The sequence below is a fragment of the Streptomyces tailanensis genome (assembly GCF_008386495.1).
Classification (GTDB): domain Bacteria; phylum Actinomycetota; class Actinomycetes; order Streptomycetales; family Streptomycetaceae; genus Streptomyces; species Streptomyces tailanensis.
Genome location: NZ_VTHJ01000048.1, coordinates 1 through 14,102, shown reverse-complemented (window position 1 = coordinate 14,102; position 14,102 = coordinate 1). Strand labels below are relative to the sequence as shown.

Genomic DNA, 14,102 nt, shown 5'->3' with positions numbered 1-14,102 from the left:
GCCTGCACGAAGGAGTGACGGCTTCATGTCAGACACCGTGTCCCGGCGGAGTTCCGCAACCACCCGCTTATGGCGGCTCGGCGCAGCGGCAACCGCCCTTGCCATCGCCCTGTTGACTCCCGCGCCCGTACAAGCCGTCGAACCCCGGCAGCCGACCCTCGTCCGCACCGACGCCGGCTGGATCCGCGGCGAAACCACCACCGAGGGGCGGCAGTTCCTCGGCATCCCCTACGCTCAGCCGCCCGTCGGAGACCTCCGCTGGACCGAGCCCCGGTCGACGCGGCCCTGGCACGGGGTGCGCGAGGCGCGGGAGTTCGGGAACAGATGTGTGCAGACGGCGAGTTGGGACCCCGGCTATGAGCAGCCGAGCCACACCGAGGACTGCCTCGACCTCAATGTGTACGTGCCGGAAGGCCGTGGCAGCCGTGGCGCCCGCCCGGTCATGGTGTGGCTGCACGGTGGCGGGCTCACCGCGGGCGCCGGCGAGGACATCGTGCCGGACACCTTCGCACGGCGGACCGGCGCCGTCGTCGTGACCGTCAACTACCGCCTGGGCGCGATGGGTTTCCTCGCCACGACCGACCTCGACGCCGAGTCGCGCGACGGGGTCTCCGGCAACTTCGGCATGCTCGACCAACAGGCCGCGCTGCGCTGGGTGCGCGCCAACATCGGTCGCTTCGGCGGCGATCCGGGCCGGGTCACCATCGCGGGCGAGTCCGCGGGCGGCCGCTCGGTCTGCAACCAGATGGCCTCACCGACGTCGAAGGGCCTGTTCCACGCCGGGATCGTGCAGAGCGGGGCATACGGCGACTGCGCGGCCCGTACGCAGGATACGGCGGTGGCGCAGGGCAAGGCCTTCATGGCGAAGCTGGACTGCGCGGACATGGCCTGCCTGCGCGCCAAGCCCGCCGCCGAGATCCTCGCCGCCCAGGCCGGTCTGAACTGGGGACCCGTGATCGGCGGCGACTTCCTGCCCGAGCAGCCCGCCGCGCTGTACGCGAAGGGGGCGGCGGCCCGCGTACCCGTCCTCAACGGCGCCAACCAGGACGAGGGGCGGCTGTTCGCCTTCGCCCGGTTCGACGCCGTCGGCACCCCGCTCACGGCCGAGCAGTACCCGGGCGTCATGCGCACCGACTTCGGCGACCGCGCACTGGACCGCTACCCGCTGTCGGCGTACCCCTCGCCGACCATCGCCTACGGCACGGCCCAGGGCGACCAGCGCTTCGCCTGCTCCGCGCTGCGGCTGACCGGGCTCCTCGCGGATCGCGGACCGGTGTACGCGTACGAGTTCGCCGACCGCACCTCGTCGCCCTTCGCCTCGCTGCGCGACCTGGGCACGGACTTCGACTTCGGCGCGACCCATGTCAACGAGGTGCAGTACCTCTTCAAGCACTTCGGGTTGGAGACACCGCTGAACGCCGGGCAGCGGACGCTGTCCCGGCAGATGATCGACTACTGGGGCTCCTTCATCCGCGACGGCGTCCCACGGGCCGCCGGTCAGCCCGCCGCACCGGCCGACGGAGGGAAGGTGCTCACCCTCCGGACCGCCGGACAGGGCGGCAACGGGCTGAGCACGACCGTGCACAGTGAGCACCAGTGCGACCTGTGGGACCACCTGTAGAACTCCGCCGACGTCCAACCAAGCGGGTAGGCTGCCCCGGCGTGCGCTCTGTGAGCGCGCGCCGGGGGCCCGGGATCCGCTACATGGGAGGAATCGGCTTTGCACGTCCAGGAGTGGCTCGAAACAGTGCCCCCACTCAGCATCTATCTGCTGGTGGGCGTGGTCATCGGCCTGGAGAGCCTCGGAATCCCGCTGCCGGGCGAGATCATCCTGGTCTCCTCCGCGCTGCTCGCCTCCCAGCACGGCGACATCAACCCGTTCATCCTCGGAGCCTGCGCGACGGCCGGCGCGATCATCGGTGACTCCATCGGTTACGCCATCGGCCGCAAAGGCGGACGTCCGCTCCTCGCCAAGCTCGGGCGCAGGTTCCCCAAACACTTCAGCGAGAGCAATATCGCGGTCGCCGAACGGTCCTTCGACCGCTGGGGCATGTGGGCCGTCTTCTTCGGCCGCTTCATCGCCCTGCTGCGCATCTTCGCCGGCCCGCTCGCCGGCGTCCTCCAGATGCCCTACTGGCGCTTCCTCACGGCCAACGTCCTCGGCGGCATCCTCTGGGCCGGCGGCACCACCGCCGTCATCTACTACGTCGGCGTGGTCGCCGAGGCCTGGCTCAAGCGGTTCTCCTGGCTGGGCCTGGTCCTGGCGGTGCTGATCGGTGCCACGTCGATGCTGGTGATCAAGCGGAAGGCCAAGAAGGCGGCGGAGAAGGCAGAGAGCCCCGAAGGTGAACTGGTCCCCGCCGCCGAGTAGGGCGCCCCTTCAGACGCCGTAGCTCTCCTGCGCCTCCTGGTGCCCCTTCGCCAGCTCCGTGTAGACCGCCCCGTTCAGCGAGATCCCCTCACGCTCCTCATCGGTGAGGGGCCGCTTCACCTTCGCCGGCACCCCCGCGACCAGCGAACCGGGCGGCACCCGCATCCCCTGGGGCACCAGGGCCTGTGCGGCCACCAAGGACCCCGCCCCGATCACCGCGCCGTTCAGCACGGTCGCACCCATACCGATCAGACAGTCGTCCTCCACCGTCGCCCCGTGCACCACCGCGTTGTGCCCGATCGAGACGCGCTCGCCGATGGAGATCGGGAACCCGGGATCGACATGCAGCGTGCAGTTGTCCTGGATGTTGGCGTCGGCGCCGATGACGATCGGCTCGTACTCCGCGCGCAACACCGCCCCGTACCAGACGCTCGACCCGGCGTGGAGCGTCACGTCTCCGATCACCACCGCCGTGGGGGAGACGAACGCGGCCTCCTCCACGTCCGGCCTCTTGCCGCCGAATGCCGTGATCAGCGCCCGCTGCCGAGTCATTGCCGCCTCCTCGTCGTGGATCAGTCCCACGCGAACCGTAAGCCATGGGCGGGACCCTGCGTGGGGTGAAGATCACAGCCGTACGACACCGCGCGCGTGCCGCCCGGTGAGTACGGTGAGCGGGTGCCGAAGAGTGAGAACACGTTCTCGTCCTGGCGGTGTCGCCTCGTACAGCGCGCCGTCCATGCGGGCTGGGCATGGCTGCAGCGCACGGGGTCGGTGACGGCCGAGCGGCCCGGACGCTTCCGCTTCGGCGCGATGGGAACGGGTACCAGACTGGCCTTTCCGCTCGGCACGGTCTTCGGTGAGCCGTGGATCCATCTGGGCGCCCACTGCATCATCGGCGAACAGGTCACCCTGACCGCCGGATTGATGCCCGACCTCGACCTCGGTGCCGAACCGATCCTGCGCATCGGTGACGGTGTCGTCCTCGGGCGCGGCAGCCATGTCATCGCCGATACGACCGTCACGATCGGCAGCGACTGCTACGTCGGGCCGTATGTGTATGTGACGTCCACGAACCACTCGTACGACGATCCCGACGAGCCCATCGGCAAGCAGTGGCCGCGGATGGATCCGGTGTCGATCGGGCCCGGGTGCTGGATCGGCACGGGGGCGGTGATTCTGCCGGGGGCGCGGATCGGGCGGAATGTGGTGGTGGCCGCCGGGGCCGTGGTGCGTGGTGTGGTGCCGGATCGCTGTGTGGTGGCCGGGGCGCCCGCGAAGGTCGTACGGCGGTGGGATGCGGTGGAGGGGTGGCAGCCGCCGCTTCGGACGCCTGCGCCTGTGCCGATTCCCTCCGGGGTTACACCGGAGCAGTTGTTGGCGTTGGCTGAGTTGGAGGCGGAAGGGATGGGGGAGACCGCCTAATAGCTCGGGGGCGTTTGTCGTGTGGCGGGTGCGGGTCCATTGTGGCTTGTCGCGCGGTTCCCCGCGCCCCTGAAAAGCCGGCCCCTGCTGGGAAGGTGCTCTAACCCGTCGCCAGCAGGACCGTTCCCACCAAGGCCAGGCCCGCTCCCGCTGCCTGTACGGCCCGTAGGCGTTCGCCGAGCATCGTTCGGGCGGCGAGGGCGGTGATCACCGGGTAGAGGGAGGCCAGGACGGCGGCCACGGTGACCGGGCCGGTTTGCGCGGCCAGGGCGTACGTTCCGTTGGCTGCTACGTCCGCCAGGCCTACGAAGGCGAAGGCGGGGAGGGAGCGGTACGGGAAGCCTTCCGGGGGGAGGGCGGGGGTGCCGCGTCGGACCGCCACGTACAGGGCCGTGCCGCCTGCGGCGATGTTGGTGACGCGTTGGACGAACAGGGCCAGGAAGAGGCCGTTGAGGGTCGTCGACGCCTCGGCGATCAGGGCCATCACCGCGCCGAAGCCGAAGGCCGCGAGGAGGGTGAGGAGGAGGGCCTGCCGTTGGACGGGTGCGCCCTTGAACTGCGGGCCGCCCGCGAGGACCACGCCTGCGACGGCGACAAGGATGCCCAGGAACTGCAGCAGGCCGGGGCGTTCGCCGAGGACGAGACCCACGCCGACCGGGACGGCCACGCCCAGGGAGCCGAGTGGGGAGACCACGCCCATCGGGCCCAGGGCGAGCGCCTTGTAGAAGGCGAGCATGGCGACCGGGCCGACCAGGCCGGCGGCCACGGCGAACCACAGTTGAGGGCCGGCCTCGCTCCAGCCGCCGGTCGCGACCACGATCGTCCCGAGCACGGCCGCCGCGATCGACTGCGAGACGACGACCACCGTGAGCGCGGGGACCCGTCGGGTCAGCAGACCGCCGCCGAAGTCGGCCAGCCCCCACAGCAGGCTGGTGGCCAGGGCGAAGAGTGCGGTCATGCGGTGGCCTCGCAGTACAGTTCGGTGAACGAAGGGTGCACCACACCGTAGTTCATTGCATTGAACTCTGTCATTCAGAATATTGGACGGAATGTGTCGGACCTCGACCTGCTGACCCAGTCCCTGGCGCGCAACGTCAAGCACTGGCGCGCGGTACGCGGCTTCACGCTGGACGTGCTCGCCGCCCGTGCCGGAGTCAGCCGCGGCATGCTCATCCAGATCGAGCAGGCCCGCACCAACCCCAGCCTCGGCACGGTCGTCAAGATCGGCGACGCCCTGGGCGTCAGCATCACCACGCTGCTCGACTACGAGCAGGGCCCCAAGGTCCGGGTCGTCCCGGCCGACCAGGTGGTGCGGCTGTGGCACACCGAAGGCGGCAGCTACAGCAGGCTCCTTGCCGGTGCGGAGGCCCCCGGCCCGCTGGAGATGTGGGACTGGCGGCTGATGCCGGGGGAGAGCAGCCGGTCGGACCCGCACCCCGTCGGGACGGTCGAGATCGCCCACATCACGGCGGGCGAGCTGACGCTCACCGTCGAGGGCGCGGAGTACCGCGTCCCGGCCGGCGCGAGCGTCACCTTCGAGGCCAACGCCGCGCACGAGTACGCCAATCAGGGCGACGTGCCGACGAAAATGGTGCTGACGGTGTCCGTGCCACCGGTGCCACCCGTGACCTGAGACGCCGACTCGGCTGTCCACGGGCCCTGTTAGCGTGCGTTTCATGCGCGCACCCATCGGAGACTTCGACCACGCCACCCCCGCCCCCGACTGCCTCGACGAACTCGTCGGCCCGGTCGCCGACGCCGTACGCCACTGGCGCGGCAGCGTGCCCGCCGACCAGATCCTGTACGTCGAGACCGACCCGGAGTGGGCCGACACCTCGGTGTTCGTCCAGCACTACGGGCAGGAGCTGCTCGACCAGTCCGCGAACTGCGTGGTCGTCGCGGGCAAGCGGGGCGGCGAGTCGAGCCTGGCCGCGTGCGTCGTGCTGTCCGCCGCCCGGGTCGACGTGAACGGCGTCGTACGCCGCCAACTGGGCGCCCGCAAGGCCTCGTTCGCCCCGATGGACACCGCCACGGGGGAGACCGGGATGGAGTACGGCGGCATCACGCCCGTCGGGCTGCCTCAGGCGTGGCCGGTCCTGGTGGACGCCGCGGTGGTCGACCTGCCGTACGTCCTGGTCGGCAGCGGACGGCGGCGGGGCAAGCTGCTGGTGCCGGGCAAGGCGTTCGCGGAACTGCCGAACGCTGTGGTACTGGAGGGGCTGGGGATTGCCTGATCGGCTTGATCGAGGCGGGTTCGCCGGCTCCCGCCTGAACGTCGGCGCCGGGCCCCGGGTGCGTGACCCGGAACCCGGCGCCGCACGGTGCGGGTCCGGCTCAGGCGGCCGCGGTGCCCGTCTGGGCGGTGAGCTGCGAGAGGACCTGGGTGAGGCCGGTGACGACCTCGGCGTCGTCGGCCGGGTGGGTCTCGGTGAAGCGGACCACGGAGCCCGGGATGGAGAGCTTGGCCTCCTCCAGGACCGTACCGCCGGCGATGCCCACGGCCTTGCGGGTCTCGTCCTGCGCCCACACGCCGCCGAACTGCCCGAACGCGGTGCCGACCACGGCGACCGGCTTGCCGGTGAACGCGCCGGCGCCGTACGGGCGGGACAGCCAGTCGATGGCGTTCTTCAGCACGGCCGGGATGGTGCCGTTGTACTCGGGGGAGAAGAGCAGGAAGCCATCGGCCTGACCCGCGGCCTCGCGCAGCTGCGCCGCGGTGGCCGGGAGGGCGGCCTCGGTGTCGATGTCCTCGTTGTAGAACGGGACGTCGGCCAGGCCCTCGAACAGCTCGATCTCGACGCCCTCGGGGGCGTGCTTCACGGCGGCCTCGGCGAGCTGGCGGTTGTGCGAACCGGCGCGAAGGCTACCGACGAGCGCGAGGATGCGGACAGACATGAGCTGACTCCTAGCAGGGTGCCAAAGGGTGGTGACCAAGCGGACCGAGGCTTAAGCGGACCAGGGTCCGCTGAAATTTGTAGCACCTATTCGGACCGGGGTCCATTTCTTCGTGACGAGCGTTACGCTCCTTTCATGAACGAGCCGCTGCCGCCCTTCCCCGTGCCCCAGGACCCGGACCCCCTCGACGGACTCATCGACCTCACGCTCACCCCCGCCGACCAGCCTCGGTTGCGGGCGGACGCGGCGCGCAACCGCACCCGCCTGCTGGAGGTGGCCGCCCGGCTCGCGGCGGAGTGCGGAGCGGCCAACCTGACCATGGAAGCCGTGGCGAACGCCGCCCAGGTGGGCAAGGGGACCGTCTTCCGGCGGTTCGGCGACCGGTTCGGGCTCGTGGTGGCGCTCCTCGACCACCACGAGCGGGAGCTCCAGGCCGCGTTCCTGACCGGGCCGCCGCCCCTCGGCCCCGACGCTCCGCCCGTGGAGCGGCTCCGCGCCTTCGGCGCCGCCGTGATACGGCACGAACACGCACACCGCGATCTGTACCTGGCCGCGCGTACCGAGGTCTCCCGCCTCCACACCAACCCGGCGAGCCGGCTCAGACTCGGCCACCTCTGCATGCTGCTGCGCCGCGCCGACGCCGCGGGCGACATCGAACTCATAGCGCAGACCCTGCTGGGCTACCTGGACATCAACCTCGTCGACCACCTGATCAACCGCCGGGGCATGTCTCTCGAACGACTGGAGCGGGGATGGGAGGACCTGGTGGGGCGGCTCGTCGTCGCGGCGTGAATGCGGAGACATACCGAGGCGGAGGCATTCCAAGCGACCGCTTGGTAACTTGAATGCGGGTGCCAGTGGGGGCACATCGCGCTCGGCACGAGGGGGAGTGGGCACATGGCCGACGACAACGGCAGGCCGGAGGGAACAGGGTTCTTCGCCTCCGTCGACGACGTCTCCGCCCGGCTCGCCGAAGCGGGATACCTGGCCTCGACGGCCGTCGCGACGACCGTGTTCCTGGCCGACCGGCTCGGCAAGCCCCTGCTGGTGGAGGGCCCCGCGGGCGTCGGCAAGACCGAGCTGGCCAAGGCCGTCGCCCGGGTCGGCGCGGCCCGGCTCGTCCGGCTCCAGTGCTACGAGGGCATCGACGAGTCCCGCGCCCTGTACGAGTGGAACCACGCCAAGCAGCTGCTGCGCATCACCGCGGGGCGCGACGAGGCCTGGGACGAGACGCGCACCGACATCTTCAGCGACGAGTTCCTGCTCACCCGGCCCCTGCTGACCGCCATCCGGGGCGACGAGCCGACCGTGCTCCTCATCGACGAGACGGACAAAGCGGACGTCGAGGTCGAGGGCCTGCTCCTTGAGGTGCTGAGTGACTTCCAGGTCACCGTCCCCGAATTGGGCACGATCACCGCCACCCGGCGTCCGTTCACCGTCCTCACCTCCAACGCCACCCGCGAACTCTCCGAGGCCCTGCGCCGCCGCTGTCTCTTCCTCCATCTCGACTTCCCCGACGCCGAGTTGGAGCAGCGGATCGTACGGTTGCAGGTACCGGGCCTGGACGCCACGCTCGCCGACTCCCTGGTCCGGGTGGTCGGCGCGCTGCGCGAGATGGAACTGCGCAAGGCGCCCTCGGTCGCCGAGACCATCGACTGGGCCCGCACCCTGCTGGCCCTCGGCGCCGACAACCTGGACGAGACCGTCGTACGGGACAGCCTCGGGGTGATCCTCAAGCACCAGGACGACATCGCGAAGGCCACACGGAAGCTGACGTTGGTATGAACGCCCCGGCCACCGACGCGCGTTCTCCCCTGGCCGAGCGGCTCACCGGGCTCGTACGGGCGTTGCGTGGCCACGGGATACGGATCGGTCCCGGGGAGACCGTGGACGCGGCGGCCGTCCTGGAGGCGCTGGGCCTCACCGACCGGGAGCGGATCCGCGAGGGGCTGGCGGCGGCGCTGCTGCGCGCCGACCGTCAGCGAGCCGTGTTCGACGCGGCCTTCGAGCTGTACTTCCCGCTCGGCGTGGGCGAGTTGACGGGAACGTCGGGCGCGCCGGCCGCGGACCGGGACGAGTTGCGCGACCGGCTCGCCCAGGCGCTGGCCGCGGACGACACGGCCGCCCTCAACCGCCTCGCCGGTGAGGCCGTGGATCTGCTCGGCCGGTACGGGACGTCGCCGGGCTCGGACGGCTGGTCGGCCCACCAGACGCTGGACCGGCTCCGGCCGCAGACGCTGCTGGCTCGGATCCTGGCGGACCAGCGGGCAGGCGGGAGGGGCGGCGGCCCTGGGGCGGGGTCGGGGTCCGGCGTCGGCTCGGGTTCGGGCGTCGGCGCATTCGGCTCGGGCTTCGGCGGGGGCTTCGGTGGGGGAATCGGCTCGGGCGGGTTCACCGAACGGCTGGACGCCGATGAGATCCGGCGCCGTATCGAGGACTTCCGGAACCGGATCCGGACCGAGGCGCGGCGGCGGGTCGCCGAACGCCGTGGCGCGGAGTTCATCGCCGAACGGGGTATCGCACCGAGCGCCGACCAGGTCGACTTCCTCATCGCGAGCCGCGAGCAACTCGTCGAACTCCGCCGTACCGTCCAGCCGTTGGCCCGCAAGCTCGCGACCCGGCTGGCCGCCCGGCGACGCAGGGCCGCGCGAGGGCAGATCGACATCCGGCGTACGCTGCGCCGCTCGCTGTCCACCGGAGGGGTGCCGCTGCGCCCGGCGTACCGGCGGCACCGGCCGGCCCGTCCGGAGATCGTGCTCCTCTGCGATGTGTCCGGGTCGGTCGCCGGGTTCGCGAACTTCACGATGCTGCTGGTGCAGGCGATGCGGGACCAGTTCAGCAAGGTGCGGGTCTACGCCTTCGTCAACCGCGTCGACGAGGTCACCCACCTCGTCACCACCGGCGAGGCCGACCCCGCCGAACTCGGCCGCCGGTTCGCCGCCGAGGCCACGATCAGCGGCTGGCACGGCAGCAGCGACTACGGGGCCGCGCTGGGCGAGTTCGCCGAGCGCCACCTCGACGCGGTGGGCCCGCGTACGTCGGTGATCGTCCTCGGCGACGCCCGCACCAACGGGTTCGACCCCAACGTGGCCGCCCTGCGACGCGTCGCCGCCCGCGCCCGCCGCGTCCACTGGCTGAACCCGGAGTCCCCCTCTCAGTGGGGCACGGGCGACTCCGCCGCCCACACATACGCCGAGGTCGTCGACATGCACGCCTGCCGCAACGCCCGGCGCCTCGGCGAACTGGTGACGCGGTTGCTGCCGGTGTGAGCGCCTGAGTGCGCTCGGCCTCGTAGGCCCTCGTAGGCCTGACCGCGCCGATTCGGGTGACCCGGGGGAGAGGGAAGGACACAGAGCCCGACCCGAGGAGGTGCGTCCCATGCCCCGCACCGTCGTCGTGGGCCTCGACGGCTCCCCTGAGAGCATGGCCGCCACCGAGTGGGCGGCCAGGGAGGCACGGCTGCGCGCACTGCCCTTGCGGCTGGTCAACGTCTGGGAACTGTTCCCCGAGCCGATGGGGCGGGCGCCGATGCTGGACACCGAGGCACGGATCGAGCCGGAGGTGCCCGGGACCGGCCCCGGGCGGATCCTGCGCGAGAGGTCCGACGGCATCCGGCTGCGCCACCCCGGCGTGGAGGTCACCACCGAGCAGCTGACGGGTCGGGCGACCGAGGCACTGGTGAAGGCGGCAGAAGACGCCGAACTCGTCGTGCTCGGCTCCCGAGGGGTGAGCGGGATCGCCGGGTTCCTCCTCGGCTCCGTAGGACTGCACGTCATCGCGCACACCGAGCGGCCGGTCGTCCTCGTACGCGCCGAGGAGCGGGCCGCGGATGAACACGCGCCGGACCCCTCCGGTACCCCGGCGGACGCGGCGCCGTTCCGGCCCGTCGTCCTCGGCCTGGACACGGCGCACCCGAACGGCACACTGATCAGATTCGCCTTCGAGGCCGCCGCCCTGCGGGAGACGGCCCTGCGGGTCGTCCACGACTGGAGCCCACCGCCCCACTTCGTGCTCGGCCTGCGGGAAGACCCCGAACCGGCCGCCGACCTGGGCCGCGAAGACGCCACAGCACTGGCCAAAGTACTGAGCCCCTGGCGGCGCGAGTTCCCCGCCGTCGAGGTCATCGAGGAGTCCCGCCTCGGCAAGGCGGCCGACCACCTGGTCGACGCCTCCCACACATCCTCCCTGGTCATCGTCGGCCGCCGTATCCGTCACTCCCCCCTCGGCACCCACATCGGCCCCATCACCCACGCCGTACTCCACCATGCGACGGCCCCGGTCGCGGTCGTCGCACACGACTGAGGTCCTCCCAGGCCGCTCGGGCCGTGAAGGAGTTCAGCCCAGGCGCGGTATCTCGATCGCCGGGCAGTGGTTCATGACCATGTCCAGGCCGGCGGCGCGTGTGCGGTCGTACGCCTCCTCGTCGATCACGCCCAGCTGGAACCAGACGGCCTTGGCGCCGATGCGGACCGCCTCGTCGGCGATGGGGCCCGCGAGGTCGCTGTTGACGAAGACGTCGACGACGTCCACGGGGACAGTGTCCGCAGGTGCGATTCCGTTTCGTATGGAGGTGACCCCGTGAGCCGGGCAGGTCAGCCGAGCCGGGGAATCTCGATGGCTGGGCAGCGGTCCATGACCATGTCGAGACCGGCGGCGCGGGTGCGCTCGTATGCGGCTTCGTCGATGACACCGAGCTGGTACCAGACGGCCTTGGCGCCGATGCGAGCGGCCTCGTCGGCGATGGGGCCGGCGAGGTCGCTGTTGACGAACACGTCGACGACGTCGACTTGGAAGGGGATCGCTGCCAGGGAGGGGTATCCCTTTTCACCGTGGACCGTCTCGGCCTTCGGGTGCACAGGAACAATGCGCTTGCCGAAGCGCTGGAGGACGTCGGCGACGCCGTATGCCGCACGCCGCTGGTTCGTCGACAGGCCCACGATCGCCCAGGTGTCGCCGAGCTCGGTGAGGATCTTGCGGATCGTTGCTGCGTCGCCGTACAAGCTCGGCCTCCTTGGGAATCGTGCAAGGGCTGCTGTGACAGACAACAGTGGGCGGAGCGCGGTTCTTCCTTGCGGCTGCCGCCTGGGGCGGCGTGTTGCTCCGGGTGCGGTCTCGGGTGTGCCACGACAGAAGTGTGGCATCCAAATTCCTGCCTTGGGCCGATTCCAGCAGTGCTCGCGGACGGTCACCGGGCAGGGTTTGGCAGACGGTGCAGCTCTGGGATGTGGATTCCTGTGAGGCTGGCTGACTCAGGGCCGTCAGCCCTGGGTGCCGTCCTGGTTGACGGGGTACAGGCCGAGCACGCCCTGCGGGTCGGAGGGGTTCACGCCCTTGACGTCGCCGACATAGAGGTTGATACGGGCCTTGTAGCGGTCCAGGGCGGTGCGGTCGCTCATGAACTCGCCGAGACCGAGCGGGTTCATGTTCACGTAGTCGAAGATGCCCTTGCGGCCCGCCGGCGCGGCGACGTCGGTGCGGGCGCTCCAGGTGTCGATGGAGTTTCGCTGGGCGTCCTTGGACAGCAGCCAGCTCAGGTAGAGCTTGGCGGCCGCCTTGTGCGGGGCGTTCTTGAGGATGGCACCGGTCTGCGGCCAGGCGACCCACGGCGACTTCTTCGGCAGGGTGGTCTCGGCGACGCCCGGGACGCCTCCGCTCGTGCCGAAGCTCGCCACGTAGTCACCGGAGCCGACCAGGTCGGCGGAGTCCTGGGTGCCGCGGACGAACTTCGGGTTCTGGGCGAGCAGCTTCTTCAGGTAGTCGAAGCCGTACTTGTCGGTGAGCTGTTTGAAGTAGTAGAGGACGGCGTCGTCGTCGTTCGGGTAGGTGAAGACGAGCTTGTTCTTGAACTCGGGCTTGAGGAAGTCCTTGGCCTCGACGGGCGCATCGTCGCCGAGCTTGGTGGCCGTGACGTTGGAGAAGGCGAAGAAGAACAGGCCGGTGTAGTAGCCGTCCTTGTCCTTGATCTGGTGGAAGACCTTGTTCCAGCCGACCGGCTTGTACTTCTGCAGCACTCCTTCCTTCTTCCAGCGCGGGAAGTCGTCGACGGTCTGGAGGTGGACGACGTCGGCCACCACGTGGTGCTCGGCGATCTGGTTGTCGACGCGGGCGTCGTGGTTCTTGCTGAAGTCGACGACGATGTCGACCTTCATCTTGGGGAACTTCTTGACGAACGCGTCCTTGAGGTAGTCCGCCTGGCCCGGCTTGTCACCGCCGGCGTAGACGACCAGGCGGCCGCCCTCGGCCACGGCCTCCTTGTACAGCTTCTGCAGCTGGTCTTCTTCGCTCGTGTGTTTGGGGGCGGGTTTCGGGGAAGGGGTGGTGGCGGCGACGGTGGCACCGCTTGCGGCCAGGACGCCCAGGGTGGCGGCGACGGCCCATGCCTTGCGGGAGGACTTCACACTCGGCTCCTTCGTGGTGGGGACAAGAAGGGGAAGCTTGATGCTTCAACTATCTGCTGTCACTCTAGAGCAGGTACTGCAAATCTGCAATAAGTTGCGGTGAGTGTCTGGACTGTCATGCAGGGTAGTCAGGGAGGATGGGAGTTCGGCGGGCTCGCCTCTGCCTCTGCCTCTGGAGGGAGGTCAGCGACGCCAGGGGAGGTCGGCGGGGAAGGCCGGGCGGTCCGGGCCCGTGAGGCCGTTGAGGATGATCTCGCACGCTTCACCGAAGGCGCGCGCCTGCTCGGGTGTCAGCCGGTCGAAGACGGCAGCCCGGACGGTGGCGACGTGACTGGGGGCGGCCTGCTCAAGGGCGGTCAGCCCCTCGTCCGTCAGCACGGCGAGCTGAGCCCGTCCGTCCCCCGGCGCGTCCTCGCGGCGCACCCAGCCGCGCTCCTCCATGCGGCTGACGGTGTAGGAGAGCCGTGTCCGGGCGATCTTCAGCTGTTCGGCGAGGTCTGTCATGCGCAGCCGTCGCTCGGGGGCCTCCGAGAGGAACACCATCACCGAGTAGTACAGGTGGCTGAGGTCGGCCTTATGTCGCAGTTGCTGGTCGAGAGCGTCCTCTAGCACCAGGCTGAGGTCGCGGTAGGCGCGCCAGGCGCGCTGCTCCTCGGGGGAGAGCCAACGGGGTTCCATGGATCGCACTCTAGTGAGAGCTCCTTCGAGGGCCGTCGCTCCGACGGGGTTCCGGGGGGGGGGCCTGATAGCAGCGGCATTCAGGTGGTTACCCGTACTGGATGAGGCGAGTCGGCGACTAGCGCGCGGCTTTGAGGGGCAGGCGGTGCCTACTGGGTGCTGCTGCCATCACCTGGCAAGGGCCCTACGCGGGAATCTCGAAGCGTGGAGAACGGCCGCCTTCGCTGTCCCGGGAAGAACCGCAGATCAGCAGGTCGGATAACCGGCGAGGTTACTGACTTCGGCTCGTCAGGGTGAGCTTTCCTGAAGTCCCTGCTGTGCCTGGGGTAGTGGCTGTA

At 70.2% G+C, this 14,102-nt stretch carries 16 protein-coding genes; 9 read left to right on the top strand and 7 right to left on the bottom strand.

Features of this window, described 5'->3' with window-relative positions; translation table 11 throughout:
- The first annotated feature begins 25 nt into the window (after positions 1–25).
- Together F3T56_RS31870 and F3T56_RS31865 are read left to right on the top strand one after the other, a co-directional pair.
- On the top strand, positions 26–1,621 hold the full coding sequence (locus tag F3T56_RS31870) for a carboxylesterase/lipase family protein (RefSeq protein ID WP_149828820.1): 1,596 nt from the start codon (positions 26–28) through the stop codon (positions 1,619–1,621).
- Between the two features lie 99 nt (positions 1,622–1,720).
- Positions 1,721–2,371 (top strand): DedA family protein, encoded by a 651-nt coding sequence (locus F3T56_RS31865; protein ID WP_149828819.1) that lies wholly within the window; start codon positions 1,721–1,723, stop codon positions 2,369–2,371.
- Between the two features lie 9 nt (positions 2,372–2,380).
- On the opposite strand, the gene F3T56_RS31860 is transcribed toward F3T56_RS31865, so the two are convergent.
- Positions 2,381–2,923 carry a gamma carbonic anhydrase family protein gene (locus tag F3T56_RS31860; protein ID WP_149828876.1) on the bottom strand — a complete coding sequence of 181 codons (543 nt, stop codon included), beginning with the start codon at positions 2,921–2,923 and terminating at the stop codon, positions 2,381–2,383.
- A 123-nt stretch (positions 2,924–3,046) separates the two neighbouring features.
- Here F3T56_RS31860 and F3T56_RS31855 point away from each other — a divergent pair, with 123 nt between their 5' ends.
- Complete coding sequence (locus F3T56_RS31855) at positions 3,047–3,793, top strand: acyltransferase (protein ID WP_149828818.1); 747 nt, start codon at positions 3,047–3,049, stop codon at positions 3,791–3,793.
- A 100-nt stretch (positions 3,794–3,893) separates the two neighbouring features.
- Here F3T56_RS31855 and F3T56_RS31850 read toward each other — a convergent pair whose 3' ends face one another.
- Complete coding sequence (locus F3T56_RS31850; RefSeq protein WP_149828817.1) at positions 3,894–4,751, bottom strand: EamA family transporter; 858 nt, start codon at positions 4,749–4,751, stop codon at positions 3,894–3,896.
- A 93-nt stretch (positions 4,752–4,844) separates the two neighbouring features.
- Between F3T56_RS31850 and F3T56_RS31845 the strand changes: the two genes are divergently transcribed.
- Together F3T56_RS31845 and F3T56_RS31840 are read left to right on the top strand one after the other, a co-directional pair.
- Complete coding sequence (locus F3T56_RS31845) at positions 4,845–5,426, top strand: helix-turn-helix domain-containing protein (RefSeq protein WP_149828816.1); 582 nt, start codon at positions 4,845–4,847, stop codon at positions 5,424–5,426.
- A gap of 43 nt (positions 5,427–5,469) precedes the next feature.
- Entirely contained in the window at positions 5,470–6,027 is a 558-nt protein-coding gene (locus F3T56_RS31840) for a YbaK/EbsC family protein (RefSeq protein ID WP_149828815.1), read from the top strand.
- 100 nt (positions 6,028–6,127) lie between these two features.
- Here F3T56_RS31840 and F3T56_RS31835 read toward each other — a convergent pair whose 3' ends face one another.
- Complete coding sequence (locus tag F3T56_RS31835; RefSeq protein WP_149828814.1) at positions 6,128–6,688, bottom strand: NAD(P)H-dependent oxidoreductase; 561 nt, start codon at positions 6,686–6,688, stop codon at positions 6,128–6,130.
- A 135-nt stretch (positions 6,689–6,823) separates the two neighbouring features.
- On the opposite strand from F3T56_RS31835, the gene F3T56_RS31830 reads away from it, so the two are divergent.
- From F3T56_RS31830 to F3T56_RS31815, 4 genes are all read left to right on the top strand, one after another.
- On the top strand, positions 6,824–7,480 hold the full coding sequence (locus F3T56_RS31830) for a TetR/AcrR family transcriptional regulator (protein ID WP_149828813.1): 657 nt from the start codon (positions 6,824–6,826) through the stop codon (positions 7,478–7,480).
- A 105-nt stretch (positions 7,481–7,585) separates the two neighbouring features.
- Positions 7,586–8,473, top strand: coding sequence for an AAA family ATPase (locus F3T56_RS31825; RefSeq protein WP_149828812.1), 888 nt, complete (start codon positions 7,586–7,588; stop codon positions 8,471–8,473).
- Positions 8,470–9,957, top strand: coding sequence for a VWA domain-containing protein (locus F3T56_RS31820; protein WP_149828811.1), 1,488 nt, complete (start codon positions 8,470–8,472; stop codon positions 9,955–9,957). Before F3T56_RS31825 ends, F3T56_RS31820 begins: the two co-directional genes overlap by 4 nt.
- Positions 9,958–10,066: 109 nt before the next feature.
- Positions 10,067–10,990 (top strand): universal stress protein, encoded by a 924-nt coding sequence (locus tag F3T56_RS31815; RefSeq protein WP_149828810.1) that lies wholly within the window; start codon positions 10,067–10,069, stop codon positions 10,988–10,990.
- A 33-nt stretch (positions 10,991–11,023) separates the two neighbouring features.
- Here the strand turns inward: F3T56_RS31815 and F3T56_RS31810 are convergent, their stop codons facing one another.
- The 4 genes from F3T56_RS31810 to F3T56_RS31795 all read right to left on the bottom strand — a co-directional run bounded on the left by F3T56_RS31810 (position 11,024) and on the right by F3T56_RS31795 (position 13,764).
- Positions 11,024–11,254: a CoA-binding protein gene (locus tag F3T56_RS31810; RefSeq protein WP_281291929.1), complete on the bottom strand. Its 231-nt coding sequence runs from the start codon at positions 11,252–11,254 to the stop codon at positions 11,024–11,026.
- A 26-nt stretch (positions 11,255–11,280) separates the two neighbouring features.
- Positions 11,281–11,688: a CoA-binding protein gene (locus tag F3T56_RS31805; RefSeq protein ID WP_149828809.1), complete on the bottom strand. Its 408-nt coding sequence runs from the start codon at positions 11,686–11,688 to the stop codon at positions 11,281–11,283.
- Positions 11,689–11,946: 258 nt separating this feature from the next.
- Positions 11,947–13,086, bottom strand: a complete 1,140-nt coding sequence (locus F3T56_RS31800; protein ID WP_149828808.1) for an ABC transporter substrate-binding protein — start codon at positions 13,084–13,086, stop codon at positions 11,947–11,949.
- Positions 13,087–13,269: 183 nt separating this feature from the next.
- Complete coding sequence (locus F3T56_RS31795) at positions 13,270–13,764, bottom strand: MarR family winged helix-turn-helix transcriptional regulator (RefSeq protein WP_149828807.1); 495 nt, start codon at positions 13,762–13,764, stop codon at positions 13,270–13,272.
- Positions 13,765–14,102 lie beyond the last annotated feature (338 nt).